This window comes from Janibacter cremeus, assembly GCF_029395675.1.
Lineage (GTDB): Bacteria > Actinomycetota > Actinomycetes > Actinomycetales > Dermatophilaceae > Janibacter > Janibacter cremeus_A.
In genome coordinates, this window is record NZ_CP115184.1 from 52,367 (window position 1) to 78,706 (window position 26,340).

The 26,340-nt window shown below is 70.4% G+C and carries 27 protein-coding genes; 14 read left to right on the forward strand and 13 right to left on the reverse strand.

The genetic code is table 11. The features are described from left to right. The 4 genes from O9K63_RS00245 (at position 1) to O9K63_RS00260 (ending at position 5,074) form a co-directional block, all read left to right on the forward strand. On the forward strand, positions 1 to 1,383 hold the full coding sequence (locus tag O9K63_RS00245; protein WP_277239694.1) for an NAD(P)/FAD-dependent oxidoreductase: 1,383 nt from the start codon (positions 1 to 3) through the stop codon (positions 1,381 to 1,383). Positions 1,384 to 1,393: 10 nt separating this feature from the next. Next, entirely contained in the window at positions 1,394 to 2,689 is a 1,296-nt protein-coding gene (locus O9K63_RS00250; protein ID WP_277239696.1) for a M16 family metallopeptidase, read from the forward strand. Next, complete coding sequence (locus O9K63_RS00255) at positions 2,686 to 4,041, forward strand: M16 family metallopeptidase (protein WP_277239698.1); 1,356 nt, start codon at positions 2,686 to 2,688, stop codon at positions 4,039 to 4,041. Before O9K63_RS00250 ends, O9K63_RS00255 begins: the two co-directional genes overlap by 4 nt. Before the next feature lie 235 nt (positions 4,042 to 4,276). Beyond that, the gene (locus O9K63_RS00260; RefSeq protein ID WP_277239700.1) at positions 4,277 to 5,074 is read left to right on the forward strand and encodes a hypothetical protein; all 798 of its coding nucleotides are present in this window, start codon (positions 4,277 to 4,279) and stop codon (positions 5,072 to 5,074) included. A 152-nt stretch (positions 5,075 to 5,226) separates the two neighbouring features. Here the strand turns inward: O9K63_RS00260 and O9K63_RS00265 are convergent, their stop codons facing one another. The 5 genes from O9K63_RS00265 to O9K63_RS00285 form a co-directional block, all read right to left on the reverse strand. After that, the gene (locus tag O9K63_RS00265) at positions 5,227 to 6,576 is read right to left on the reverse strand and encodes a choice-of-anchor B family protein (RefSeq protein ID WP_277239702.1); all 1,350 of its coding nucleotides are present in this window, start codon (positions 6,574 to 6,576) and stop codon (positions 5,227 to 5,229) included. Positions 6,577 to 6,674: 98 nt separating this feature from the next. After that, on the reverse strand, positions 6,675 to 7,472 hold the full coding sequence (locus O9K63_RS00270; protein WP_277239704.1) for an inositol monophosphatase family protein: 798 nt from the start codon (positions 7,470 to 7,472) through the stop codon (positions 6,675 to 6,677). Positions 7,473 to 7,493: 21 nt separating this feature from the next. Continuing rightward, the gene (rsgA, locus tag O9K63_RS00275; RefSeq protein ID WP_277239706.1) at positions 7,494 to 8,621 is read right to left on the reverse strand and encodes a ribosome small subunit-dependent GTPase A; all 1,128 of its coding nucleotides are present in this window, start codon (positions 8,619 to 8,621) and stop codon (positions 7,494 to 7,496) included. Beyond that, complete coding sequence (gene aroA / locus O9K63_RS00280) at positions 8,621 to 9,925, reverse strand: 3-phosphoshikimate 1-carboxyvinyltransferase (RefSeq protein WP_277239708.1); 1,305 nt, start codon at positions 9,923 to 9,925, stop codon at positions 8,621 to 8,623. Before aroA ends, rsgA begins: the two co-directional genes overlap by 1 nt. A 5-nt stretch (positions 9,926 to 9,930) precedes the next feature. Then, positions 9,931 to 10,413 carry a DoxX family protein gene (locus tag O9K63_RS00285; protein ID WP_277239710.1) on the reverse strand — a complete coding sequence of 161 codons (483 nt, stop codon included), beginning with the start codon at positions 10,411 to 10,413 and terminating at the stop codon, positions 9,931 to 9,933. Positions 10,414 to 10,544: 131 nt separating this feature from the next. Between O9K63_RS00285 and O9K63_RS00290 the strand changes: the two genes are divergently transcribed. After that, positions 10,545 to 11,375 carry an SOS response-associated peptidase gene (locus O9K63_RS00290; RefSeq protein ID WP_277239712.1) on the forward strand — a complete coding sequence of 277 codons (831 nt, stop codon included), beginning with the start codon at positions 10,545 to 10,547 and terminating at the stop codon, positions 11,373 to 11,375. Beyond that, complete coding sequence (locus O9K63_RS00295) at positions 11,372 to 12,010, forward strand: alpha/beta hydrolase family protein (RefSeq protein WP_277239714.1); 639 nt, start codon at positions 11,372 to 11,374, stop codon at positions 12,008 to 12,010. Before O9K63_RS00290 ends, O9K63_RS00295 begins: the two co-directional genes overlap by 4 nt. 57 nt (positions 12,011 to 12,067) lie before the next feature. Here O9K63_RS00295 and O9K63_RS00300 read toward each other — a convergent pair whose 3' ends face one another. Then, positions 12,068 to 13,390 carry a PucR family transcriptional regulator gene (locus tag O9K63_RS00300; protein ID WP_277239716.1) on the reverse strand — a complete coding sequence of 441 codons (1,323 nt, stop codon included), beginning with the start codon at positions 13,388 to 13,390 and terminating at the stop codon, positions 12,068 to 12,070. Positions 13,391 to 13,488: 98 nt separating this feature from the next. Here O9K63_RS00300 and O9K63_RS00305 point away from each other — a divergent pair, with 98 nt between their 5' ends. The 4 genes from O9K63_RS00305 (at position 13,489) to O9K63_RS00320 (ending at position 16,809) form a co-directional block, all read left to right on the forward strand. Continuing rightward, positions 13,489 to 14,574 (forward strand): ferredoxin reductase, encoded by a 1,086-nt coding sequence (locus tag O9K63_RS00305; protein ID WP_277239718.1) that lies wholly within the window; start codon positions 13,489 to 13,491, stop codon positions 14,572 to 14,574. Further along, positions 14,574 to 15,821, forward strand: a complete 1,248-nt coding sequence (locus O9K63_RS00310) for a fatty acid desaturase family protein (protein ID WP_277239721.1) — start codon at positions 14,574 to 14,576, stop codon at positions 15,819 to 15,821. Before O9K63_RS00305 ends, O9K63_RS00310 begins: the two co-directional genes overlap by 1 nt. Before the next feature lie 329 nt (positions 15,822 to 16,150). Beyond that, positions 16,151 to 16,336, forward strand: coding sequence for a hypothetical protein (locus tag O9K63_RS00315; protein WP_277239723.1), 186 nt, complete (start codon positions 16,151 to 16,153; stop codon positions 16,334 to 16,336). A 329-nt stretch (positions 16,337 to 16,665) separates the two neighbouring features. Beyond that, positions 16,666 to 16,809, forward strand: coding sequence for a hypothetical protein (locus O9K63_RS00320; RefSeq protein ID WP_277239725.1), 144 nt, complete (start codon positions 16,666 to 16,668; stop codon positions 16,807 to 16,809). Between the two features lie 36 nt (positions 16,810 to 16,845). On the opposite strand, the gene O9K63_RS00325 is transcribed toward O9K63_RS00320, so the two are convergent. Then, positions 16,846 to 19,179: an MMPL family transporter gene (locus O9K63_RS00325; RefSeq protein ID WP_277239727.1), complete on the reverse strand. Its 2,334-nt coding sequence runs from the start codon at positions 19,177 to 19,179 to the stop codon at positions 16,846 to 16,848. A 124-nt stretch (positions 19,180 to 19,303) separates the two neighbouring features. Here O9K63_RS00325 and O9K63_RS00330 point away from each other — a divergent pair, with 124 nt between their 5' ends. Next, a complete protein-coding gene (locus O9K63_RS00330; RefSeq protein ID WP_277239729.1) occupies positions 19,304 to 19,879 on the forward strand; it encodes a TetR/AcrR family transcriptional regulator in 576 nt (191 codons plus the stop codon). A 43-nt stretch (positions 19,880 to 19,922) separates the two neighbouring features. On the opposite strand, the gene galE is transcribed toward O9K63_RS00330, so the two are convergent. The 5 genes from galE to O9K63_RS16825 form a co-directional block, all read right to left on the reverse strand. Continuing rightward, positions 19,923 to 20,942: a UDP-glucose 4-epimerase GalE gene (galE, locus tag O9K63_RS00335; protein ID WP_277239731.1), complete on the reverse strand. Its 1,020-nt coding sequence runs from the start codon at positions 20,940 to 20,942 to the stop codon at positions 19,923 to 19,925. Positions 20,943 to 21,041: 99 nt separating this feature from the next. After that, complete coding sequence (rsrA, locus tag O9K63_RS00340; RefSeq protein ID WP_277239733.1) at positions 21,042 to 21,338, reverse strand: mycothiol system anti-sigma-R factor; 297 nt, start codon at positions 21,336 to 21,338, stop codon at positions 21,042 to 21,044. Beyond that, positions 21,335 to 21,985, reverse strand: a complete 651-nt coding sequence (locus O9K63_RS00345) for a sigma-70 family RNA polymerase sigma factor (protein ID WP_277239735.1) — start codon at positions 21,983 to 21,985, stop codon at positions 21,335 to 21,337. The genes rsrA and O9K63_RS00345 overlap by 4 nt, the downstream gene beginning before the upstream one ends. 251 nt (positions 21,986 to 22,236) lie before the next feature. Beyond that, positions 22,237 to 22,530: a GIY-YIG nuclease family protein gene (locus O9K63_RS00350; RefSeq protein ID WP_277239806.1), complete on the reverse strand. Its 294-nt coding sequence runs from the start codon at positions 22,528 to 22,530 to the stop codon at positions 22,237 to 22,239. Between the two features lie 196 nt (positions 22,531 to 22,726). Next, the gene (locus tag O9K63_RS16825) at positions 22,727 to 22,801 is read right to left on the reverse strand and encodes a 50S ribosomal protein bL37 (RefSeq protein ID WP_422389016.1); all 75 of its coding nucleotides are present in this window, start codon (positions 22,799 to 22,801) and stop codon (positions 22,727 to 22,729) included. 129 nt (positions 22,802 to 22,930) lie between these two features. On the opposite strand from O9K63_RS16825, the gene O9K63_RS00355 reads away from it, so the two are divergent. The 3 genes from O9K63_RS00355 to O9K63_RS00365 all read left to right on the forward strand — a co-directional run bounded on the left by O9K63_RS00355 (position 22,931) and on the right by O9K63_RS00365 (position 25,730). Continuing rightward, positions 22,931 to 23,191 (forward strand): hypothetical protein, encoded by a 261-nt coding sequence (locus O9K63_RS00355; RefSeq protein WP_277239739.1) that lies wholly within the window; start codon positions 22,931 to 22,933, stop codon positions 23,189 to 23,191. Positions 23,192 to 23,265: 74 nt separating this feature from the next. After that, complete coding sequence (locus O9K63_RS00360) at positions 23,266 to 24,459, forward strand: HD-GYP domain-containing protein (protein WP_277239741.1); 1,194 nt, start codon at positions 23,266 to 23,268, stop codon at positions 24,457 to 24,459. Beyond that, entirely contained in the window at positions 24,456 to 25,730 is a 1,275-nt protein-coding gene (locus O9K63_RS00365) for an HD domain-containing phosphohydrolase (RefSeq protein WP_277239743.1), read from the forward strand. Before O9K63_RS00360 ends, O9K63_RS00365 begins: the two co-directional genes overlap by 4 nt. Before the next feature lie 176 nt (positions 25,731 to 25,906). Here the strand turns inward: O9K63_RS00365 and sodN are convergent, their stop codons facing one another. Further along, positions 25,907 to 26,308 (reverse strand): superoxide dismutase, Ni, encoded by a 402-nt coding sequence (gene sodN / locus O9K63_RS00370; protein ID WP_277239745.1) that lies wholly within the window; start codon positions 26,306 to 26,308, stop codon positions 25,907 to 25,909. Positions 26,309 to 26,340: the final 32 nt, after the last annotated feature.

Genomic DNA, 26,340 nt, shown 5'->3' on the forward strand with positions numbered 1-26,340 from the left:
GTGAGCGCTAACTCCGGCAAGCACCATGTCGTCATCATCGGGTCCGGCTTCGGCGGCCTCTTCGCCGCCAAGGAGCTGGGCAACGAGGACGTCGACGTCACCCTGATCTCCAGGACGAGTCACCACCTCTTCCAGCCGCTGCTGTACCAGGTGGCCACGGGCATCCTGTCCGAGGGCGACATCGCCCCGACGACCCGCGACATCCTCGGCCACCAGCGCAATGTGCGCGTCATCCTCGGCGACGTCCAGCGGATCGACGTCGAGGCGAGGACCGTGCACTCGGAGTCGCTGAACCAGCACACGGTCACCCACTACGACAGCCTGATCGTCGCTGCCGGTGCCGGCCAGTCCTACTTCGGCAACAACCACTTCGCCCGGTTCGCGCCGGGGATGAAGAGCATCGACGACGCCCTCGAGCTGCGTGGCCGCATCTTCGGTTCCTTCGAGCTCGCCGAGACCTCGACCGACCCGGAGCAGCGCCGTCGCCTGCTCACCTTCGTCGTCGTCGGTGCGGGGCCGACCGGGGTGGAGATGGCCGGCCAGATCGCCGAGCTGGCCCAGCGCACCCTGGCCGACGAGTTCCGCCACATCGACCCGGGCGAGGCGCGGGTCGTCCTGCTGGACGGCGCGCCGAAGGTCCTGCCCACCTTCGGTGACCGGCTCAGCGACAAGGCCCGCCGCAGCCTGGAGAAGCAGGGCGTCGAGGTCCAGCTCGAGGCGATGGTGACCGACGTCAACCAGTACGGCATCGAGGTCAAGGACGGTGACGGCAGCCACCGCACCATCGAGACGATGACCAAGGTCTGGGCTGCCGGTGTCGCCGGATCCCCCCTGGGCGCGATGCTCGCCGAGCAGACCGACGTCGAGGTCGACCGCGCCGGGCGCGTGCACGTCGAGGAGAACCTGACCGTCCCGGGCCACCCCGAGATCTTCGTCGTCGGCGACATGATCAACCTCAAGGGCTACCCGGGCGTTGCCCAGTTGGCGATCCAGGGCGGTCGCTACGCGGCCAAGGAGATCCTCGCCCGGCTGGCGGGCAAGGAGCCGCAGGCCCCCTTCCGCTACCGGGACAAGGGCTCCATGGCCACGATCTCGAAGTACTCGGCCGTCGCGAGCATCGGCCGGATCAACTTCACCGGCTTCCTCGCCTGGCTCGCGTGGCTGGCCGTGCACCTCATGGCCATGGTGGGCTTCAAGAACCGCGTCTCGACACTGCTGAACTGGATCATCACCTTCGTAGGGGACAGCCGCAACGAGCGGGTCTCGACCTTCCAGCAGGTCTTCGCGCGCACCGCGATGCAGGACCTCGGGCCGAGCGCCTACCCCAACCTCGCGGACCCGGGACCGGACGGCGACGACGAGCTGGAGCACCACGCGTCGTAGGCTCGAGGGCATGCCTCTGGACTTTCCCTTCGAGGACCACACCCTCTCCAACGGGTTGCGCGTCATCGTGCAGCCCGACGCCACGACGCCCACCGTCACCCTCAACATGTGGGTGGGCGTCGGCTCGCGACACGAGGAGGCGGGGGCGACCGGCTTCGCCCACCTCTTCGAGCACCTGATGTTCCAGGGCAGCGAGCACGTCGCCAACGGTGAGCACTTCCAGGCGCTCATGGGCGTCGGTGGCCGGCTCAACGCGACGACGTGGTTCGACCGCACGACGTACTTCGAGACGATCCCCTCCGGCGCGCTCGAGCTCGCGCTGTGGCTGGAGGCCGACCGGCACGCCAACCTCCTGGCGGCCGTGACGCAGGACAACCTCGACAACCAGCGCGACGTCGTCAAGGAGGAGAAGCGCCAGCGCTACGACAACCAGCCGTACGGCCAGGCGATGACGCGGATCTACGCGACCGTCTTCCCCGAGGGACACCCGTACCACCACCCGACGATCGGGTCGATGGAGGACCTCGACGCGGCGACGGTGGACGACGTGCACGACTTCTTCCGCCGGCACTACGCCCCGGACAACACGGTCCTGACGATCGTCGGTGACGTCACCGCGGAGCGGGGGCTGGAGCTCGTCGAGCGCTACTTCGGTCACCTCGACCACCACGCCGAGCCGCGAAGGGGGCCGGTCGCCCCCCTTCGCCCGCTGCCGGAGCCGGCGCGCGAGGAGGTCGTCGACGAGGTGCCCAACGACCGCATCCACCTCGCCTTCCGCCTCCCTGCCGAAGGGGGCAGGACCGGTGACGAGTTCCTCGCCTCCTCGATGGCCCTCGACTGCCTCGGCGGGTTGAGCTTCTCGCCGCTGGAGCAGCGGCTCGTGCGCGACGAGCAGCGCGCCAACGCGATCGACGTCGGGGCGATGGGCTTCGTCGACGGGGTCTCCCTCGGCCTGGTGATCGTCGACGTCGCGGACGGGGTCGACGCGGACGAGCTGGAGGAGCAGGTCTGCGCCGAGCTGACCGCCTTCGCCGACGCGGGCCCGACGCCCGAGCAGATGGAGGCGGTGCGGGCCCAGGCGGAGCGCGCGTGGCTGTCGTCGCTGGCCGCCAAGGACGAGCGCGCCGACCTGATCAGCCACTACACGTGCCTGCACGACGACCCCGGCTACATCAACACCTTCCTCGACCGGCTGGCGGCGATCACCCCCGAGGACGTGCGCGCCGCTGCCGACACCTGGCTGCGCCCGCAGCACCGCGCCGCCGTCGTCTACCGAGCCGCCGAGCAGCAGGAGGAGGCAGCATGAGCACGCCCACGGTCCCGCGTCCGCAGGTCGCCGCGCCGGGGGAGTGGTCCTTCCCCCAGCCGCGTGAGCTCACCCTGCCCAACGGCATCGGTGCCCTCGTGCACGACGTGCCGGGGCAGTACGTCATCTCGGTGCGCCTGACCGTGCCGGTCGCGCTGCGCCACGAGCCGGAGGCCACGGAGGGCGTCGCCTGGATCATGGCGCGGCTGCTCGACGAGGGCACGCGCACGCACAGCCAGCGCGAGCTGTCGGAGCTGCTCGAGCGGCGGGGCATCGCGATCGGTGCCGGCATGAGCGAGGCTGCGCTCGGCGTCGACCTCGACGTCCCGCAGCGCTTCCTCGGGGAGGCGCTGGAGCTGCTCACCGAGTGCATCTCCGAGCCGGTCTTCGACGAGTCGGAGGTCTCGCGCATCAAGCGCACCCGCCTGGCCGAGATCGAGCAGGAGCGCGCCTCGGCCGGCCGTCGCGCCTTCAAGGAGTGGGCGAGGACCTACTACGACCCCGCCATCCGCGCCTCGCGGCCCGGTGGGGGTACCGCGGAGACGGTCGCCGCGGTGACCCGCCAGGACGTCGTCGACTTCCACGCCGAGCACGTCCACCCCGAGGGGGCGACGGTCGTCGTGGCCGGCGACCTCACCGGGGTCGACGTCGAGGGGCTGCTGGGCTCGACCCTCGGCGCCTGGACCACCTCCGGTCGTGTGCGGTCGGTCGACCGTGAGCCGGCTCCGCGTGCCGCCGATGCCGCCCGCGTCGTCCTCGTCGACCGGCCCGGCTCGGTGCAGTCGGAGATCCTCATCGGCGCCCCGGGCCCGGACCGGCGGGTCGAGTCCGGGTGGGCCCCCTTCCCCGTGCTGGCCTACGTCATGGGCGGCGCCCCGAACGCCCGCATCGACCAGGTGCTGCGCGAGGAGAAGGGCTACACCTACGGCATCCGCTCCGGGTTCCGCCCCCGCCAGGTGGGCTCTGCCTTCACCGTCGCCGGCTCCGTGCGCGCCGACTCGACCGTGGACTCGCTGCGCCTGCTCAAGGGCATCCTCACCGACGCCCCCGGTTTCACCGAGGAGGAGACCCGCGCGGGCGTGGACTTCATGAGCCTCACCGCACCGGGTCGCTACGACACCGCGGACGCGATCGCCGACGAGACCGCCGGCCTCGCGGGCGACGAACTGCCGCTGACCTTCACCAGCGACACCATCGCGGCGATGCGCCGGCTGACGGCCGACGACCTCAGCCGTGCCTGGCGCGAGCAGGTCACCCACGAGTGGACGGTCGTCGTCGTGGGTGACGCCTCGCTGTACCGGGACCAGGTCGAGGACCTCGGCCTCGGCCCGGTCACCGTCGTCCCGAACTGATCCGGTCGGCTCGGCCCGGACAGGGCTGGTATCCGTCGTCCCGGGCTGACGGTTGTGGGTTGAACCGGTAGTCCCGGAAGCCGGCAGCGCACTGGGGGCATCCCCGGCAGCCGTGGCGACCGGTTCAACACACAACCACGCCGGCTGCAACCCACAAGTACGTCGGCGTGAGCCGGTGGTCCACAGGCAGGCAGCGACGGCGCATCCGTAGGCACGAGGCCGCTGGGCTGGTCTCGTGATCTACACGAGGAGCGACTGGCAGGGGACCGCACGTGAGCTGTCGGCAGCGGTGGCGAAGGGGGAGGTCGAGCGCGCGGGCAGGTACTACGTCACGCCCGACACGTCTCCCGAGGTCCGAGATGCCTTGGCCGAGGGGTTGCGACCGACCTGCGTCATGGCGGCCCGGGAGCACGGACTGTGGGTTCCGCCGGCCTCGGGCCTGCACGTCTACGGTCGCCGGCGGCCGGTCGGGCCGGGATGGGTCGGACACGGGTGGCACGGGAGCTGGCCCGAGGAGGCGGCCGTCGCGTCACCACGTCTGCTGCTCGAGCACGCCGTCGCCTGCCTCGCCCCACTCGACGTCGGGATCCTGGCCGACTCCGCGCTCCACCAGGGCCTCATCAGCGCTGAGGACGTGGCTGCCTTGGCGTGTTCGGCCCCGCGGGGCGTTGCCCGTGTGCTGGCCCGGGTCTCGGGCCTGGCCGAGTCCGGCACGGAGAGCAAGGTCAGGCTCTTCCTGCAGCTGCACAACGTGACGGTGACGCCGCAGGTCGAGATCCCCGGTCTCGGGAGGGTCGACAACCTGGCCGGACGGCGCTGGATCCTCGAGAGTGACAGCCGGGCGCACCACACGGGGGAGGACACCTACGCCAAGGACCGCACTCGGGACCTGCACGCGCTCGAACTCGGGTACTTCACCACGCGGCTGACCCACTGGATGACCTTCGGTGGGTGGGGGAGGGCGTCGCAGACGTTGCTCAGGGTGATCCGGTCGGGTCGGCACCTGGAGGACCCGGCCAGATACGCGCTGTAGCCGGTTGATTGTGTGTTGAACCGGTAGGCCCGGGAGCCGGCACCGCCCTGGGGGCATCCCCGGCCGCCGTGGCTACCGGTTCAACACACAACCTTCGATGGCCGGCGGAACGGGTGGGGCGTGCCCACGAGAGCACACCCCACCCGAGGGAGTTACTTCTTCCCGAACTCCCCGGAGGACTTCACCCGCGGCTCGAGGACGAACAGGCCCTCCTCGACGCCGGTGACGACGACCTTCCCGGACTCGAAGTAGGGGTAGTTGCCCCAGGTGCCAGCGAACTTCGTCTCGTCGTCGTTGGGGTAGACGTCGAGGAAGCCACGCTCGGTGAGGCGGCCCTGCTCGGCCTTCCAGGTGTCCATGACCCGCAGACCGGAGGTGTAGTTGCTCTGGTAGGCGAGACCGTCCTTGATGAAGATGTTGTGGTCGATCGACGGGTTCCCGCTGCCGTCGGCGCCACGCAGGACCGGGTTGTCCAGGTCCTGCAGGTCCCACACGTAGGTCGTCGTGCTGTCGACCGTGCCGGTGAGCTCGTCGAGCTCGTCACCCAGCAGGAAGTAGGCCTGGTCCTCGGTGAACCAGCCCTGGTGGGTGTAGGCGGCCGTCGTGTACGAGACGCGCGCGAGCATGTCGATCGCGGACTTGTCCGTGACGTCGAGGATCGTCACCGTGTCCTCGTTGGAGGCCACGCAGATCTCGCGACCGGCGTGCTCGGTGTCCGGGCCCGCGTACTCCACGCACTGGATGTCGTGGGTGTAGCCGTCCTCGCCGTAGCATCCGGCGAGCTCCGGCTGGCCCGGGCTGGAGAGGTCGTACATGATCGGCCCGCCGTCCACGTCGGCGCAGCCGGGGGCGGTGACGCCGCGCGTGGAGCCGACGACGTAGAGCGACGCACTCTCCTCGTTGACGTAGAGGTTGTGCGACTGCCCGACTCCTGTGATCCGGGTGTCTTCGCTCCAGTCCTGCTCGGACGTGACGCCGCGCAGCCTCGTGAGGTCGAAGACCTGCACGCCGTGCCCGGCGGCCTCGGAGCCGATGTAGGCGTGGTTGCCGTAGGTCTTGATGTCACCCCAGATGTTGCCGGAGCCCTCGGCGGCGGCCGGCAGCACGCCGAGGTGGACGGGGTTGGCCGCGTCGGTGATGTCGACGAAGGCGGTGCCCTCGTAGAGCTTGGCCAGGGCGTACTCCCTGCCGGTCTGCGGGTCGGTCCAGCCCCAGACGTCATTGGCCCAGATGCTGTCGCCGAGGTCCTTCAGCGGGGTGAAGGAGGCGACATCGACCTTGTGGCAGGGGAAGAGGTCCCCGGCCATGCCGTCCTCGCAGCGCAGATCGCTCATCGGCTCCTGTGGCACCCCACCGGGGCTGATGTCCTCCTGGACCAGATCGAAGCCGGCCGCCTTGCCCTCGCCCTCCTTGTGGGTGGGATGCGCTGCGGCGGTGGTGGCGCTGATCAACAAGCCAAGACTCGCGACGGCGACGGTGGCGACGCGGGTTGGTCGTCTCATGGTGCGTTCCTCTCGGTAGGGGTGCACCGCACGTTATGGCCTGGATCACACTCCCGCATGTTGAGACGAGCTCCAGCACCGCGCCCTGCGCCGGGCGGTCAGGCGTCGGGGGCCAACCGCCGCAGCACCTCGTCGTGCAGCAACCCGTTGGTGGCCAAGGCGTTGCCACCCCAGGGGCCGGGCTCGCCGTCCAGGGACGTGAACCGCCCGCCGGCCTCCTGGACGATCGCGGCGAGGGCGGCCATGTCGTGCAGCTCGAGCTCGGGCTCGGCGGCCAGGTCGACCGCCCCCTCGGCGACGAGCATGTAGGACCAGAAGTCCCCGAACGCCCGGGTGCGCCACAGGTCGGAGGTGAGGTTGAGGAAGGAGCGGGCACGGCCCAGCTTCCGCCACCCCTCGAGGGAGCTGTAGGAGAGCGAGGCGTCACCCAGCCGGGAGACCTTCGACACCGAGACCGGCCGGGCCTGCGCGAGTGACCGCCCGGTCCAGGCGCCGGCCCCCTTCGCCGCCCACCAGCGACGGCCGAGGGCGGGTGCGGCGACCAGGCCCATGACGCACTCGTCCCCGTCGACGAGTCCGATGAGCGTGGCCCAGACGGGCACGCCGCGGACGTAGTTCTTCGTGCCGTCGATCGGGTCGATGATCCAGCGTCGCTGGGCGGAGCCGGTCGTGCCGTACTCCTCCCCGACGACGGCGTCCCGCCCACGGGCGCGCGCGAGCTGGGAGCGGATGGCCTCCTCGCACGCGCGGTCGGCGTCGCTGACGGGGCTGAGGTCGGGCTTGGACTCGACGACGAGGTCGTCGGCCCGGAAGCGTGCCAAGGAGATCGGCTCGACCTGGTCCGCGAGGACGTGGGCCAGACGCAGGTCATCGGCGTAGGGGGAGCTTGCGGACATTGCGTCAACGTACCCGAGGGATCAGCTGTCCTCGCCGGAGCGTGCCCGCAGCAACCGGCGAAGGGAGTCCAGCCGCTGCTCCCCGCCCGGACCCGCGTGGCCCTCGGCCACCCAGGCGTCGAGGGCGCAGTCCGGCTCGTCGTGGCTGCAGCCTCGCGGGCACCCGTCCTCGGCGCCCTCCCAGAGCTCGGGGAAGTGCCGGATGATCGTGTCGGCCTCGACGTGCGCGAGCCCGAAGGAGCGGATCCCCGGGGTGTCGATGATCCACCCGGCCGCATCCGGGTCCCCCTCTCGCAGCTGCTTAGGCTCCTGCGAGTTCTCCGGGTCCCCCTCTCGCAACTGCCTAGGCTCCTGCGAAGGGGTGGGCTCGGGTCGGGAAACGCCGGGCAGCCGCAGCGCGAGGGCGCTGGTCGAGGTGTGCCGCCCCCGGCCGGTGACGTCGTTGACGTGGCCGGTGGCGCGGTGGGCCTGCGGCACGAGCGCGTTGACGAGCGTGGACTTGCCGACGCCGGAGTGGCCGACGAGCACGGACACGCGACCGGCGAGGCGCTCGCGCAGCTCGTCCAGTGCGGGGATCTGCGCGCCGAGCACCGACGTGACGACGTGCGGCACGTCCAGCGGCGCGTACTGCGCCAGGAAGTCCTCGGCGGACGCGAGGTCGGACTTCGTCAGCACGAGCAGCGGGTCCATACCGGCGTCGTACGCGGCGACGAGGCACCGGTCGATCAGGCGCGGCCGCGGCTCGGGATCGGCAAGCGCCGCCACGACGACGAGCTGGTCGGCGTTGGCGACGATGACCCGCTCGACCGGGTCGGTGTCGTCGGCGGTGCGCCGCAGCACCGTGTCCCGCTCCTCGACCCGCACGATCCGGGCGAGCGTGTCGCGCTGCCCGGAGGTGTCACCGACCATGCCGACCCGGTCACCGACGACGATCGGGGTGCGGCCGAGCTCGCGGGCGCGCATGGCGGTGACGACGCGCTCGGGTGGACCGGGGACCAGGGTCGTCCACCGTCCCCGGTCCACGGCGGTGACGCGACCGATGACCGCGTCCTCGTGCTTGGGGCGTTCCTTGGTGCGCGGTCGTGAGCCCCGGCGGTTGGGGCGCACGCGGATGTCGGACTCGTCCCACTGGCGCGCCGAGCGGCCCATCAGCCGGCCGACGTCCTGATCATGGACTCCCAGAGTCCGACGAACCCGGGCAGCGTCTTCGCGACGGTCCCGGGGTCCTCGATGACGGTCCCGGGGGCGGCGATCGACATGACCGCCCCGGCCATGACCATGCGGTGGTCGGCGTAGGTGTGGAAGGTCGCCGGGCGCAGCGGCCGCGGGTCGATCCGCAGCCCGTCCTCGCGCTCGGTCACCTCGACGCCAAGGGCGCCCAGCTCCTGCGCGAGCGCGACGATCCGGTCGGTCTCGTGCCCGCGGATGTGCCCGACGCCGCGGATGATCGAGGGCCCCTCGGCGCACGCGGCGAGGGCGGCGACGACCGGCGTGAGCTCGGCCGCGTCGCTGAGGTCGAGGTCGACCCCCTGCGGGTGCCCGTCACCGGCCACGGTGAGCGTCCGCGCGTCCAGCCGGACCTCGGCACCCATCTGGTCGAGCACGTCGCGGATGCGGTCCCCGGCCTGGGTGGTGTGCTGCGGCCAGTCCGGTACGACGACCGTCCCGCCCGCGACGAGCGCGGCGGCGAGGAAGGGTGCGGCGTTGGACAGGTCCGGCTCGACCGTGACGTCCAGCGGCAACAGCTCTCCCGGCTCGACGCGCCAGGTGTTGGGCTCGGAGTCGTCGACCTCGGCACCGGCATCGCGGAGCGTCTCGACGGTCATCTCGATGTGGGGGAGCGAGGGCAGCGGCCCGCCGTTGTGCACGACGGTGATCCCCTCCCCGTACCGTGCGCCGGCCAGGAGCAGCGCGGAGACGAACTGCGAGGAGGCCGAGGCGTCGAGGGTGACGGTGCCGCCGTCGACGGAGCCCTGTCCCTCCACGACGAAGGGGAGGGTGCCGGTCCCGCCGTCGTCGACGCCGACCGAGAGGTCGCGGAGCGCATCGAGGACAGCGGCCATGGGCCGGGTGCGGGCGTGCTCGTCGCCGTCGAAGGAGACCGGCCCGCGTGCGAGGGCCGCCACGGGCGGCAGGAAGCGCATCACGGTACCGGCGAGACCGCAGTCGATCGTCCCGCCGCCGCGCAGGGTGGCGGGGGTGACGAGCCAGTCGGGGGAGGTCAGCGCGTCGGCCGAGGAGGTGGCGTCGTCGACGCCGGCGCCGAGCTGGCGCAGTCCCTGCGCCATCAACTCGGTGTCACGGGAGCGAAGGGGGCGGCGCAGCCGGGATGTCCCGCTCGCCAGGGCGGCCAGGACGAGATAGCGGTTGGTCAGCGACTTGCTCCCCGGCAGCGTCACGGTCGCATCGAGCGGTCCGGACGCTGCCGGGGGATGCCAATCTGGGCTGGTCATCCGGGTCAGTGCGCCGCGTTCTTCGCCTGGAGGGCCGCGAGCTTGGCCTCACGGCGGGCACTGTTCTTGGCCTGCTTGGCGCGGTAGCTCAGCCCGGGCTTGCCCTCGGTGTCGGCGGCCGCGAGCAGCAGACCACCGAGGAGGGAGAGGTTCTTGAAGAACTGGACCTGCTCACCCTGCTTCTTCTCCGGGTCGGTCTCGGTCCACCACTGGTGGGTCAGCGTCGTGGGGACGATCGAGCCGAGCAGCACGAGCGAGCCGAGGCGGGGGGCCTTGCCGGTCGCGACGAGCACACCGCCGCCGATCATCGCCGCACCGTTGGCGCGCACGAGCAGCTCGGAGTCCTCCGGCAGGCCGAGCGGGGCGGCGAGCTTCTTGATCACCGGCTCGGCGGCGTCCTTGTGCGCGGAGGCGTAGCGCACGGCGTTGATGCCGCCGAGGATGAAGATGCTCGAGAGGAGCGGACGGGCGATTCGACGAACGATCATGGTGCGGTCTCCTTGTCGTCGTGGGGTGTGTCGCTGCACCGACCGGGCGGGTCCCGGTCGGGTCGGTACATGCCTACCGTAGTTCGTTACATCCTGCCCGTACCCGCCGACAGGGCGCCTATGCTGGAGCAGTGTGTGGACGATATGCGGCCACGGCCGACCCGGGTGAGCTCATCGAGGAGTTCGAGATCGACGCCGACCGGACGGGCGAGCCCACCCGTTCGATCCTCAAGTCCCCGCAGGACCCGCCGCCGGCCACCCCGGACCACAACATGGCGCCGACGAAGCAGGCGCCGGTCATCCTCACGCGCGCGCCGAAGGACGAGCCGGGAGCACCCCTTCGCCAGCTGCGGTTGCTGACCTGGGGCCTGGTGCCGTCCTGGGCCAAGGACACCAAGGTGGGGCTGCGGATGACCAATGCCCGCGCGGAGAGCGTGCTGGAGAAGTCCTCCTTCGCCCGGGCGGCCGCCGTGCGGCGCTGCCTCGTGCCGGCGGCCGGCTGGTACGAGTGGCAGGCCTCGCCGGTCGCGACCGATGCCAAGGGCAAGCCGCGCAAGCAGCCCTTCTTCATCCACCGCGGGGACGGTGACCTGCTGACCTTCGCGGGGCTGTACGAGTTCTGGCGGGACCGCGCGCTGCCCGACGACGACCCGGCGGCATGGCTGGTCAGCTTCACGATCATCACCACCGCTGCGGAGCCGGGGATGGACCGCATCCACGACCGCCAGCCCCTCGTCCTCGAGCGCGCGGACCACGAGCGCTGGCTCGACCCGGACCTCACCGACCCGACGGGGATCGAGGACCTGCTCGCCTTCTCGCAGCCGGGACGGTTCGCGGCCCATCCGATCTCGACGGCGGTCAATGCCACGCGCAACAATGGTCCGGGCCTCCTCGAGCCACTCCCGCAGAGCGAGCTGGTCGGCGTCGTCGACCCGGAGACCGGAGAGGTGATCGGGGCATGATCGAGGTAGTGACGCAGCAGGGCCCGGCCAGGGTCCACTTCCACGAGGCGAAGGGGGACCCGGCCGGCTCCCTGCTCCTCACCCACGGAGCCGGCGGCGGGGTCGACGCGAAGGACCTCGCCGCGATCGCGGCGGCGCTGCCGCCGCTGGGCTGGACCGTCGCGCTCGTCGAGATGCCGTGGCGGGTGGCCGGCAAGAAGGTCGCGCCGATGCCGCCGAGGCTCGATGCCGACTGGCGCGAGATCGTGGCCGCGGTGCGCGACGACCTGCCCGGCCGGTTGGTCATGGGCGGGCGCAGCGCCGGTGCGCGGGTGGCCTGCCGGCTGGGCGAGGAGCTCGGCGCGCAGGCCGTGCTGTGCCTGTCCTTCCCGCTGCTGCCGGCCGGCAAGCCCCCGGAGAAGTCCCGTATCGGCGAGCTGCTGCTGCCGATCCGCGCCGGGCTGCCGCTGCACGTGGTGCAGGGGATGCGCGACCCCTTCGGCGGGCCCGACCACGTGCGACGCGCGCTCTCGGGCGAGGGCGTCGAGATCGATGGCGACCGCGTGCGCGTCGACGAGGCACCCGGGTCGCACTCCTTCACCGACGGTGCCGCCGTGGCCGACGCAGTGGCGGCGAGACTGGCCGCATCTGCTTAGGCTCCTGCGCACGGCTTCGCATCTGCTTAGGCTCCCGTGCGGGATCGGCGCATCTGCTCAGGGTCGTGTGCCCAGCGCGAGGATGATCGCCAGCACCTCGTCCGGGTCGGTCAGTCGGTCGCCGTAGAGATCGCGCACCTGGTTCATCCGGTAGCGCACGGTCTGCGGGTGCACGTGCAGCACCTCGGCGACGATCTCGCGGCGCCCCTGCAGCAGCAGCCACGCGCGCAGGGTCTCGGCGAGCCGGTCGGCGGTGCCCTCGGCGACATCGGCGAAGGGAGCCAGCGCCGCCTCGCGCAGGTCGGCCAGGGCGGTCGGGTCAGCCTGCAGGACGAGCTCGGGCAGCACCGCGTCGGTGTCGAGCGGGGCGTCCGCGGGGGCCAGCGGCAGCGCCCGCACCGCCCGGTCGTAGGACTCCCCGGCGAGCTGCCACGGGCGGGCGGGGCCGATGACGGCGGGGCGGCCCTCGAGGACCTCGTGCAGGTGGGCCCGGGCAGGGCCCCCGGCGTCGGGGACGAGCAGCGCGGCCTGCCCGCTGACCGGGTGCTCCTCGCGCTGGGGGAGGTCCTCGGAGAGGGTGAGCGTGCGCGGGTCGAGGACGGCGGCGGTGGTGCCCAGGCGTGGGCTCGGCACGAGCACGGCGGTGAGCGTGCGCGGCGGGGTCCACGTGGCGGCGGCCGCGGCGGCGTCGAGCTCACCCTCACCGGCACCGGTGAGCAGCCCGCGGGTCAGCCGGTCGAGGTGGACGATGCGGGCGCGCTCGGCGCTCGTGGTCTGGCTGTTGTGCCCGGCGACCGAGGCGGCGGACAGCTCGTCGATGTAGGTGAAGACCAGCTCGGCGAAGCGCCCCAGCGTCGCGGCGTCGACCCCGGCGGCGATGGCCTCGACGGACAGCTCGCGCCACGCGGCGCCGGCGCCCACCCGGTAGGCGGACAGCAGTGCCTCGACGGGCCGGCCGGTGCGCGCCTCGGCCTGCCCGAGGTCGCGGGCGGCGGTGACCCCGACGCCGACCTGCGCGTCCGAGCGGGGCGTGGTCTGCCCGGCGAGCGAGACGAAGCTCTCCAGCGAGACCTGCACGGCCTTCTCGATCACCCGCCCCATCCGGCCTTGGAAGGGCACGTCGTAGGCGGGCACCTCGCGCATGATCTCGGCGACGACGAGCTTGGCCACCCGCGGCAGGTGCTGGCGAAGGGCGTCGACCGTCGCCTCGTCGAGGGCGAGCGCCGCGGCCCGTTGGGCGGTCCGCCCGCCGTCCTTTCGCAACTGCGTGGGCTCGTGCGAGTTCCCGGCCCCCTCCTTTCGCAACTGCTTAGGCTCTTGCGAGTTCCCCGCCCCCTCCTTTCGCAACTGCTTAGGCTCGTGCGAAGGCTCGTCATCCATCACCAGCACCCCACTTGTCTCCCGTGAACAAATACCTCGGTCAGATCCTACTCGCGCAGGATCAATCCCGTGGGCAGTTGAGGCGGGAGGATGGAGACATGGCAACGACTCTGACCCGAGCCCGCGAGACCGCGGCGCGCTTCGCGCGCGGTCTGGCGACGCCTGTCATCCCCGAGGACTACCTCGATCTCTTCGCCCCCCTTCGCTCCGGTGCCGACCTGCGCGGGCGCATCGTCGCGATCACCCCGGAGACCGCGGACGCGGCCACCATCACCATCCGCCCCGGCAGGGACTGGCAGGGCCACCTGCCCGGCCAGTACATCCGCTTGGGCGTCGACGTCGACGGTGTGCGCTGCTGGCGGGCCTACTCGCTGACCTCGGACACGAGCGCGCGCGACGGGCTGATCTCGATCACCGTCAAGGCGATGCCCGACGGCGTCGTCTCGCGCCACCTCGTCCACCACGCCCGCCCGGGCACGCTGGTCCAGCTGGACCAGGCGACCGGCGACTTCATGCTGCCGCAGTCGGTGCCGGCCAAGGTCCTCTTCCTCACCGGCGGCTCGGGCATCACCCCCGTCATGGGGATGCTGCGCAACCACGACTTCGACGGGCGCGACGTCGTCCACGCGCACTCCGCGCCGACCGCCGACGACGTGATCTTCGCCCGCGAGCTGGCCAACCCGGCTCCCGGCGTGCGGGTCATGGTGCGCCACACCGACCACGAGGGGATGTTCACCCCCGACCAGCTCGAGCAGGAGGTGCCCGACTGGCGCGAGCGCGAGACGTGGATCTGCGGACCCACCCCGATGCTCGACGCCTTCGAGGAGCACTACGCGGCGCACGGCCGCAGCGACCTGCTGCACGTGGAGCGCTTCCGCCCGGCGATCATCGAGGTCGGCGAAGGGGGCACCGCCACCCTGCGTACGGGCGAGGAGCAGAAGGAGCTCGACCTCGACGGCGGCACCACCATCCTCGACGCGGCGGAGGACGCCGGCGTCCTCATGCCGAGCGGCTGCCGGATGGGCATCTGCTTCGCCTGCGTCCTGCCCATGACCGACGGTGCCGTGCGCGACCTGCGCAACGGCGACCTGACCACGACCACCCCGGACGACCCGGCCGTGAAGGTGCAGACCTGCATCTCGGCCGTCGCCGGTAACTGCACCATCGAGACCCAGGAGAAGTGATGACTGCGACGCTCGAGCGCACCACTGCCCGCACCACCGACGCCCGGATCACCGGCGGCTCGTCGGAGGTGATCCACACCGACGTCACCATGACGCCGTCCCCGATCGCACACCTGACCCCGCAGCAGATCGAGCAGCTCGGGCGTGAGCTCGACGAGATCCGCACCGAGACGATGGACTCGCTGGGGGAGAAGGACGCCCGGTACATCCGTCGCGTCATCGCCGCCCAGCGCTACCTCGAGATCGGTGGCCGCGCGGCGCTGTTCTTCTCCGGCAACCCGGTCGCGTGGGTGGCGGGCACCGCCGCGCTGAGCGCGTCGAAGATCCTGGACAACATGGAGGTCGGGCACAACATCATCCACGGCCAGTGGGACTGGATGCGTGACCCGAGGATCCACTCCTCGACGTGGGAGTGGGACAACGTGACCCCGGCGGACCACTGGAAGAACAGCCACAACAAGGTCCACCACACGTACACGAACGTCGTCGGCCACGACAACGACCTCGGCTACGGCATCATGCGCGTCGACGACGCCCAGAAGTGGTACCCGGGCTACCTCATCCAGCCGGTCACCCAGTTCATCAACGCCACCTTCTTCGAGTACGGCATCGCCGCCTACGACCTCGAGCTGGGCAAGCACTGGGCCACCCGCCACGACAACCCGGAGTGGATGGCCGAGGCGAAGAAGGTCGTCAACAAGATCAAGAAGCAGGCCGGCAAGGACTACCTGCTCTTCCCGCTGCTGGCCGGGCCGAACGCGCTGTCGACCCTCGGCGCGAACGTCGTCGCCAACCTCGTGCGCAACTACTGGACGCACTCGGTCATCATGTGCGGCCACTTCCCGGCCGGGGTGAAGACCTTCGCCAAGAACTCGATCGACGGGGAGACCCGCGGCGAGTGGTACCTGCGCCAGATGCTCGGCTCGGCGAACATCACCGGCTCGACGGCGATGCACATCGCGACCGGCCACCTGAGCTACCAGATCGAGCACCACCTCTTCCCCGACATGCCCAGCCGCCGCTACCCGGAGATCGCCCCCAAGATCGAGGCGCTCTTCGACAAGTACGGCCTGGAGTACGTCACCGGCCCGCTGCACAAGCAGGTCGGCTCGGCGTGGAGCGAGATCCTCCGCCTGTCCCTGCCCAACGACACCTCGCTGGGGCAGACGATCCAGATCCTGCGGACGAAGGGCATGAAGGGTCTGAAGGCCCGCGCCCGGGCGACCCGGCACATCTACGCCCGCTGAGCCACGGTGGTTGAGGTGTGACGAGCGCCAGCGAGGAGCCTCGAAACCACCCCCACGCTGGTTGAGGTGTGACGAGCGCCAGCGAGGAGCCTCGAAGCCACCACACTCGAAACCACACCCCACCCGAGATGAGCGCAGGGCCGCAGAACGCGGCCCTGCGCTCATCCGTGTGTTCCCCGGGATGTCCGAATACTGACGAAGTGCTGACTATCGCGTGACATTTCTTTGGCGTTTCCGTAATCTTTCCTTGTGAGCAATTGGATGGCGTGGGGAGACGCCGACAACACCCCCTTCGATGCACTGTCACTGCGAGCAGAGGGGCGGACCGCATGACCAAGTTGTGCCGCCTCTTCGGCCACAAGCGCTACCGCGTGACCGTCGTGGACGCCTTCGACGGCCGTCGCTACTACGCGCACCCCAACGGCGCCCGCACCGCCTGCCACAGGTGTCACCGCGTGCTGCCGAAGAGCGAAGGACGCCACTCTGCCGTGATGGCAGAGGCCAGCTACTCCTGACCGCGCCCCCACGGTGGTTGAGGTGCGACGAGCGCCAGCGAGGAGCCTCGAAACCACCAGCCCCCCACGGTGGTTGAGGTGCGACGAGCGCCAGCGAGGAGCCTCGAAACCACACCCCACCAGAGACGAGCCCAGGGCCACAGAATGCTGCCCTGCGCTCATCCCGTTCGCGCCCCCCGGGTTGTCCAAATACTGACAGAGTGCTGACCACCCCGTGACTTGTCACGGGTGATTCCGTAATATTTCCTCATGAGTAATTCGACGGCGTGGGGAGACGCCGACAACACCCCCTTCGATGCACGGTCACAGCGAGCAGGGAGGCGGGGCGCATGAAGGTCCTGTGCCGCCTGCTCGGCCACAAGCGCTACCGCGTCACCATCGTCGATGCCCATGACGGGCGGCGCTACTACTCGCACCCCAACGGCACCCGCACTGCATGCCGTCGCTGCCATCGCGTCCTACCGAAGGAGTGACGCACCCGCCGCGATGTCGTGCGGCAGGGCGAGCGCTCACTCCTCACTGCTGGATGTCGCAGCCCTGAGGGGTGGCCGGCGGCCAGCGCCAGGTGTCGGCTCATCGACGTCGGCTGTGCGCAGGGCGCGGGTGTGGGCGACGTGCCTCGTGCCCCGGCCGGCGCCGTTGGCGGGTGCGATGGCGGCAGGGGGCGGTGCACCATCGGCCGGGTCGAGCTCGTCGAGCTCCTCCTCGAACGGGTCGACCGGGTGGTCTTCGAGCTCGACCCCGGGCAGCAGTCGGTCCAGCCACCGGGGCATGTACCAGGCAGCCTTGCCGGCCACCGCCATCACCGCGGGGACGAGGACCAGTCGGACGATGGTGGCGTCGATCGCGATGGCGACCGCGAGGCCGAAACCGAACAGGTTGACCACCCGATCGTCGTTGAGCAGGAAGCTGGCGAAGACCACGACCATCACCGAGGCGGCGGCGGTGATCACCCGCGCGGTGGCGGCGATGCCGTCGGCGACCGCCTCACCGGCTCTGCCGGTGCGGAGGTACTCCTCGCGGACGCGGCTGAGCAGGAAGACCTCGTAGTCCATCGAGAGGCCGAACAGGACCGCGAAGAGCATCATCGGTGCGAACGACTCGATCGGTCCTGGCTCGGTGCCGAAGAGGTCGGCGAGCCAGCCCCACTGGAACACCGCGACCACGGCGCCGTAGGCGGCCCCGACCGAGAGCAGGTTCATGATGGCTGCCTTGATCGGCACGAAGATCGAGCGGAACTCCACCAGGAGAAGCAGGAAGCTCAGGCCGACCACGAAGCCCATGAACCAGAGCATCCGTTCCTCGAGCTTGTCGGCGAGGTCGATGTTCGTGGCGGTGGCACCACCGACGTGGACTGAGGCGCCCTCGGCCTGGTCGGCCAGCACGTCGTCGCGCAGGTGATGGACCAGGGCCTCGGTGGCCGCCGCGTCGGGGGAGGTTGTCGGCACCACGGTGAGCACGGCGGTGTCGCCGGCCTCGTTCACCACCGGTGGGGCGACCTGCGCGACCCCGTCGACTGCGGCGATCTCGGCGGCCAGGTCGGTGGCTGCCTTCTTGGTCTGCTTGGGGCCGCTGTCGTCGTACTCGGCGGTGACCATGAGCGGTCCGGTCCAGCCGGCACCGAAGGAGTCGTCGACGAGCTCGTAGGCGGCGCGTTCGGTGCTGTCCTCGGGGGCGGAGCCGGCGTCGGCCGTGCCCAGCCGCAGGTCGAGCACCGGCGCGGCCATCACGGCGAGCAGCGCGAGGGCGGCGACCAGGTGGGGCCACGGGCGACGCTGCACGTGGTGGGTCCACCGGTGCCAGCCGGAGACGTGTCCGTCGCCGTGGTCCAGGCGGGTCCGTCGCACCCGGAACCGGTCGAGGTTGTCCCCGAAGACGCCGAGCAGGGCGGGCAGCAGGGTGACGGCCGCCAGCAGGGTCGTGGCGACGGTGATGGCGCTGGCCAGGCCGAGGGTGGCGACGAAGGGGATGCCGATGGCGTACAGCGACAGGATCGCGATGATCACGGTGGTGCCGGCGACGAGCACGGAGCGACCGGCGGTGGACAGCGCGATCGGGATGGACTCCTTGGCTGGGTGGCCGGTGGCCAGGCCCTCGCGGTGCCGGGTGACCACCAGCAGGGCGTAGTCGATGCCGACCCCGAGTCCGATCATCGCCGCGACCACTGGGCCGGCGGTGCCGACGGCGACGTACTCGGCCAGCAGGAAGATCGCGCCCATGCCCATGCCGAGCGCCAGGACGGCGGTGATCAGAGGCACCAGCATCGCGAACACCGAGCCGAAGGCCACCAGCAGGACCAGGACGGCTGCGGCGAGGCCGATGGCCTCGCTGCCCGAGGGGTGGTTCTCCGCGTCGAGCGCGGCTCCGCCGTACTCGACCTGCACGCCGAGGTCCTCGACCGGGGCGAACGCGTCCTGCGCGGCCTCGATGTGGTCCTCCTCGATGTCGGCCGCGCGGTCGGTGAACCGGACCGTGGAGACGGCAGTCGCGCCGTCCTCGGAGACCATTTCCGGTCCGGGTCCGTACGGCGACGACGCCGAGGAGATGCCGTTGAGCTCGGCCACGTCCGCAACGGCCGCGTTGACGGCCTTGCGGATCTGTGGGCCGCTGACGCCGTCCTCGGCGTGGATGACGACCTGCATCCCGTCACCGGACATCTCGGGGAACTGCTCCTCCAGGGCGTCGTAGGCGGCCTGGGAGTCGGTGTCCTCGATCGACATGTCGTTGCTGAACGAGCCGCCGTAGGACTGGCCGGCGAACAGGAGGCCGCCGACCAGCAGCAGCCAGGTCACGATGACCAGCCATCGGTGGCGGACGGAGAAGGTGGCTAGTGCTCGCAGCATCACGGCTCCCGGCGGTTCGGTACGGAGTGGCCTGACCCCTCATCCGGGGTCAAATGAGACAAGTCTGTCTCGTTTCATCAGCATACATCCCCCGCGGAGAACGCACGTGGGTACGCTTCCCGGCATGGCCGTCCAAGGTGAGGAGCACGCCCGCGCCGACGCAGTGCGCAACCGCGCCGCCTTGCTCGACGCGGCCGCCGACGTGCTGGCGGTGGCTCCGCACTCGTCCCTGGCCGAGGTGGCCACCCGCGCCGGCCTGGGGCGGGCGACGCTCTACCGACACTTCGAGAACCGTGAGGCGCTCCGCGCCGCGATCCGGGCGGAGGCGCTCTCCCGGGCAGCCACCGCACTCGCCGACGCGGACCTGCTGGAGTGCGACACTCGCGAGGGCATCCGCCGGGCAGCCGCCGTGCTCGTCCCGCTCGGCGTGCGGTTCAGGATCCTGCTCAGCGAGGGCGCCGACACCGATGAGGACTTCCTCGCCGCCCGGAACGAGGCACTGGCGCCCCTGTGGGGCGTGCTGGCGCGCGGGGTCGAGACCGGCGACCTCCCCACCAGTGCGAACACCGCATGGCTCGGGCTGGTGCTCGCCGGGACGCTGATGGCCGCAGTCCGCGCGGCCGGAGCCGGCCTGATCGATTCCGCTGAGGCAGGCGACCTGGTCGCGGACGCGTTCGTCAGCGGCTTCGGAGCCAGCTGACCGCCGCCCGAGCCTTGGTCGGTGCGGGCCTGGCGGGTACTTGTTAGTCGGTGTAGCCCTGCGGGTTGGCTGACTGCCAGCGCCAGGTGTCGGCGCACATCTGCTCGATGGTGTGCTCGGCGCGCCAGCCCAGCTCGGTCTCGGCACGGGAGGCGTCGGCCCAGAATGCGGCCAGGTCGCCTCCTCTGCGCGGCGCCACCTGGTAGGGGATGGCCTGCCCGCTTGCCGACTCGAAGGCTGCAATCATCTCGAGCACCGACGTGCCGTGGCCGCCACCGAGGTTCCACGCCCGCTCGGCGACCTCGGGGTGGTCGCGCAGGTACTCCAGCGCGGCGACGTGCCCCTCCGCGAGGTCGACCACATGCAGGTAGTCGCGCTGGGGCGTGCCGTCGGGGGTGGGGTAGTCGTCACCGAAGACCTGCAACTGCTCACGGCGGCCCACGGCGACTTGGGCGATGAAGGGCATCAGGTTGTTCGGCACACCGTGCGGGTCCTCGCCGATGCGGCCGGAGGGGTGCGCGCCGACAGGGTTGAAGTAGCGCAGCAGGGCCACACGGGGGCCGCCAGCTGCGGCGACGTCGCGGAGCAGCATCTCCTGGACAAACTTGGTGCGGCCGTAAGGGTTGTTGGAGGCCAGCGGCTCGTGGGTCTCGACGTAGGGGACCGGCGCGAGCTCGCCGTAGACCGTCGCCGACGAGGAGAAGACGAGCACGGGGATGCCGGCTCGGTCCATCGCCCGGGCCAGGACGAGCGTGGAGCCGACGTTGTTGTCGTAGTACTCCAGCGGGATCTGGCTCGACTCACCGACCGCTTTCAGGCCGGCGAAGTGGATGACCGCGTCGAACCGTCCCTCGGCGAGGAGTGCGTTCGTCTTGTCGACGTCGCGCAGGTCGAACGAGTGGGTCTCGATCGTGCGTCCGGTCAGCTCCTCGAGCCGGGGAACGACGCTCGGCCGCGAGTTGACGAAGCTGTCGAGGATCACCGGCTCGTGGCCGTCCTCGACGAGTCGGACGACTGTGTGTGAGCCGATGTACCCGGCTCCGCCGGTGACGAGGACGCGCATGCAGTCACCCTAACCGGGCCGGCATCAGAGGGTGGTCGAGGTGCGTATCCAACGGAGGTTGAGGTGCGAGGAGCTCTGCGACGAGCCTCGAAACCAGCCTCAGCCCTCGCTGACGCGCCGCACCTGGGTGACCTCGGCCCAGGACCCGTCGTCGCAGATGGACGTGATGCGCTGCATGATCATGGTGCGCAGCTGTGGGGGAGCGGTCTCCCGGGCGCAGGATCGGCGGATCAGCTGCTTGATGATCTGCTCGCGCTCGTGCTCCTCGAGGCAGGGGGCGCACTCGGTGAGGTGCCGGGCGATCTCGCGGGCGTCCTCGGTGGTCATCTCGCCGTCGAGGTACTCACTCATCCGGTAGAGCGCCTGCGAGCAGTCCACGTGCTCGTCATGGCTCATGACTGGTTCTCCTTCGCAGCGGCGACCCCGCGGTCGGCGGCGTAGTCGGTGAGCATCTCGCGCAGCTGGCGGCGTCCCCGGTGCAGGCGCGACATGACCGTGCCGATGGGGGTGCCCATGATCTCGGCGATCTCCTTGTAGGCGAATCCCTCGACGTCGGCCAGGTAGACGGCCATCCGGAAGTCGTCGGGCAGGTCCTGCAGGGCCTGCTTGACCTGGCTGTCGGGCATCCGGTCCAAGGCCTCGACCTCGGCGGAACGCAGGCCCTTGGACGTGTGCTGCTCGGCCTTGTGCAGCTGGTAGTCCTCGACCTCGGGACTGTCCGACTGCTTCGGCTCGCGCTGCTTCTTGCGGTAGGTGTTGATGTAGGTGTTGGTCAGGATCCGGTACATCCACGCCTTGAGGTTGGTCCCCGGGCGGTACTGGTGGAAGGCGGCGAAGGCCTTCGCGTAGGTCTCCTGGACCAGGTCGTCGGCGTCGGTCGGGTTGCGCGTGGTGCGCAGCGCCGCGGAGTAGAGCTGGTCGAGCAGCGGCATCGCCTCGCGCTCGAAGCGCGCACGGCGCTGCTCGGTGGTCTCGGTCTCGACGTCAACTGCGGCATCGGCCTGGGCCTGTGCCTCCAGATCGTCGGTCGTGGGGTCGCTCATTGCACTCCACCCTAGTGGGGTGGCGGTGCGCTCTCCGGCGTGCAGCACGAGCAAGTCCGGCTCCTGTCCCTCGCAGTTCTCTCGCGAGGTCCAACGTCATCGCCCGCCTCCTCATTCCAAGGAGCCCTCATCACCCGGTGATTGAGGTGCGGAGGCCGCCTGCGGCCGGAGCCTCGAAATCACGCTCTTCGTGCCTCCACCCGGTGATTGAGGTGCGGAGGCCGCCCGCGGCCGGAGCCTCGAAATCACGCTCAGTCCGGCGCCCGACCACCACGCCGCCTCGCCAAACCCGGCAGCGCCGCGAAGTCTCCCCGGATCAACGCTTCGCGCTTGGCGCGTGACCAGCCCTGGATGCGCTTCTCCAACGCGTACGCCTCGGTGACGCGCTCGGTCTCATGGGCCCACACGAGCTCGACCGGCATCCGGGTGCTCGTGTACACGGCGCCTCGTCCGACGGCGTGCTGCTGCATCCGGTGCTGCAGGTTGCGCGTGCTGCCGACGTAGTAGCTGCCGTCGCCGCAGCGCAGGATGGAGGTGTGCGCCATGGCTCCAAGCACATCAGGTCGGGCTCATGGCGAAGGGGGATTGTCCACAGGTCCGTGGCTTCGAGGCTCGTCGCAGGGCTCCTCGCACCTCAGCCACCGGGTGGGAAGTCCCTCAGCCGCCGGGGCTGGGACATGACGAAGGGGGCCGGCCCGGTGTCAACCGGGCGCGGCCCCCTTCGTCGGCTGAGTCGTGGACTCAGGCGTTGGGCTTCTTGCCGTGGTTCGCGTTCTTCTTCTTGCGGTCACGACGCTTGCGAGCGCGCTTGCTCATGGTGACTCCCTTCGGGGTCGGTGTAACCGCCGATCGGCGGCCCGGTGGTCAGGGGAATAATTCTGACACGGCAAGAAATGATCACCACATTCCTTCCCGCCATACCATTTTACTGGCATCATGTGCACTATGAAGACAAAGATGATGCTCGCCGCTTCCGCCCTTGCCCTCTCGCTCGGCGGCCTCATTGGTGGTGCCAGCACTCAGGGGAACGTCGACTGGGCGAAGTCCTCGCTCAACGTTGACTGGGCCACCTCGACGCTCAACGTTGACTGGGCTTCCTCAACCCTCAACGTTGACTGGGCCAAGTCCTCCCTCAACGTCGACTGGGCCAAGGCCACTCGCAATGTGGACTGGGCCGCTGGCACGGACAACGTCGACTGGGCCTGACCCGCGCCGCACGGTCGCGTCTGGCCCCGCTGACGCGACCCGACCGGTCGGCTGAGGCGGCACCTCGGTCGACCGTGATCTACGTCGTCACTGTCGCTATTGCGGCAGTGATGGCGCTTCTCTGCGCCGTATGGCTCCATGGCGCTCCCCAGCCAACCTCTTGGGTAATCGCGTTCCTTGTCGTGGCCTTCATCGCCTCGCTCGGGCGACCCCAAGCCATCGGTCCGATGCAGTTCTCGGTCTCGGCCATAGTGCAGATCGCAGCCATCCCCCTCATCGGTGGCGTCGGGGCCAGCGTCGTGTCGCTCATCCCCGCGATGACCGAACGCACATCGGCCATCAAACGGATCTTCAACTCGGCCCAGCGGGTGCTTCTCGTACTGGTTGGTTCGCTGGCGTACCACGGGGCCGGTGGGATCGCTCTGCGGCCCGGCTTGGAGAATGTGGACCTGTTCACGCTCGTTGTCGCAATGGTCGCGGCCAGCGCGGCTGCCGCCCTGGTCAACACGACGCTCTTGGCCGGAGTGCTCCAGCGGGACACGGGTGGTTCGCTTGCCTTCATCCTTCGGGACGCTCTGCCACGTGTCCTCAGTTCTTATGCCCTGTCTTTTGTCGCTGCCTACCTTCTGGTGGTGCTGTGGTCACCGGCACGGCTGGGATGGATCTCCGCGCTGTTCTTCCTGCCCACCATCGTCGTCATCCAGTGGAGCCTGCGACAGCTCGCGGACGAGTGGGCCATTCGGCACGAGGTGCTCGCCCCCTTCGTCACCGCTCTTGATGTGCGGCACCCGGGAGCAGCCGATTCAAGCCGTCTGGCAGCCGGCGCCGCGAGCGCGATCGCTGCGGCCGTGGGGCTGCGGCCGTCATTCGTCGACAAGGTCGTCATGTCCGCTCGGCTGCGGGACGTGGGCCTGCTCGCGCTCGAGGGCAGGCCGGCGGCGATCGTCCGGCGCGACCACGCGGTGGCGTCGTCGAAGGTACTCGGACAGATCGGCTTCCTCGCCGGACCGGTGGAGTACATCGCCGGGCACGACGAGCGCGTCGACGGACAGGGCTGGCCGGAAGGCCTGGTCGGGGAGCAGATCCCCCTGGGCGCCCGTGTTCTCGCGGTCGCCGATGCCTGGAGCGACGCGGTCACGGACGGGTGCACCGCCGAGGAAGCAGTCCGGCTCTGCGAGGCCCGGGTCGGCACGGCCCTGGATGAGGTGTGCGTCAACGCGCTCCGGCGAGCCCACGGGCGGGGACAGCTCCCGGCGGTGGTCCGATGAACCACAATCACACCAGGCCCGGGATCCTCCTCTTCGCCGTCGCGGTCATCCTCGGGTCGTTCGCCACCCTTCGCGGAGAGCTGGACGGGTCGGCCCTCACCCCCTTCGTCGTCGTCGCGTTCATCGCGATCATCGTCGGCATGCAGCTGCCGGTCAGTCTGGCCCAGCGGGTGCTGACGCCCCTGACGACGGCGGCGGCCCTCGGGCTGATCCTCGCCCCGCTGAACTTCGACGGGCGGGCACCCGGCGCTGCCTCCGTCCTGGTCATCGTCTGGTTGGGCATGCTCATCGGCGGCGTGGCTCGCCGGTTGCGAGGGAGGCAGTTGGTCGAGGGGTCTCTCGCTGCCCGATTCCTCGGCATGGCCCTGACCGCGGTGCTGGCGCGGGACGTCAGCATCGGCGACACCACGGTGGTCGAGTGGGCCTTCGCGGACGGCACGCGGCGCTCGCTCGCGGTCTTCGCCCTCCTCGCGGTGGCGGCCGTGGGCGGCCTCTTCGAGGGCGTCCTGGAGAAGGCCGTCCTCTGGCTCGACGAGGGCGGCACGCTCCTGGGGATGATGACCGACGAGATCCGTCCGCTCGCCGGGATCGCCGCGGCCACGGCCTCCGCCGGCCCCCTCATCGCCGTGGCGCACCCGGTCCTTGACTGGGTGGCCATCCCGCTGCTCCTCCTGCCGGTGCTGATGATGTACCTCGCGGTCCAGTGGGTGCAGGACAGCCGCCGCGACCTCGAGGAGTCGATCGCCGCGATGTCCCGCCTGCCGGAGGTCAGCGGCTTCTCCCGCACCGGGCACGGGCGCCGGGTCGCCGACATCGCGGTGCGGATCGCGAACGAGATGAGTGTGGACCCGGAGACCTCCCAACGCATCGAGCGCACGGCCCTGCTGCACGACCTCGGGCACCTCGGCCTGCCGGAACCCCTGCCGGGGGGCAGGACCCTCAACGCCTCCTCCCAGACCCAGGAGCAGATCGCCTGCACCACGGTGCGGATCGTCGGGAGCGCGCCGATGTTCGAGGAGCTGCTGCCACTGCTGGACCAAGTGCGCACGCCCTTCCGCCAGTGGCGAGAGTTCGGCGAGCGCATCCCGCTCGAGTCGCGCATCGTGCGCGTCGCCAATGCCTGGGACGACATCACCGAGGGGGCGCGCTCGCCGCGGGCCCGGCAGGTGGCCCTGGAGCGGCTGCACCTGGGTCTGGGCTACGAGTACGACCCGGACGTCGTCGCGGCCCTTGAGCAGGTCTTCGTCGCCGAGGGTGCGTTGGTGGTGTAGGTCGGGCTGGTTTCGAGGTTCGCCCGCTGCGCGGACTCTCGCCTCAACCAGCGGTGGTCGACGTGGCTTCGTGGCTCGTCGCAGAGCTCCTCGCACCTCAGCCAGCGGTGCCGGCATGACGAAGGGGGCCCACCGCACCGTGTGCAGTGGACCCCCGACGATCGGGACGAGCAGGCTCAGCCCTGCTTGGTCTCCCAGAAGATCTTGTCGATCTCGGCGATCTTGGCGAGGAGCTCGTCGGCCTTGCCCTCGTCGAAGGTGCCCTTGGTGCCGGAGGCGCCGGCGAGCTTGGTGGCCTCGTTGACCAGCACGTGCAGCTGCGGGTACTTATCGAAGTGCGGCGGCTTGAAGTAGTCCGTCCACAGCACCCACAGGTGGTGCTTGACCAGCTCGGAGCGCTCCTCCTTGATGACGATCGCGCGGGCGCGGAAGTCCGGGTCGTCGCTCTCGTTGGCCTTCTGGATGATCATCTTGACCGACTCGGCCTCGATGCGAGCCTGCGCGGGGTCGTACACACCGCAGGGGAGGTCGCAGTGGGCGCTGACCTCGGTGATCTGGAAGATGTCGCGAAGACGCATGTGGTGCCTTCCTCTCGTGGTCGGTTGCTGCC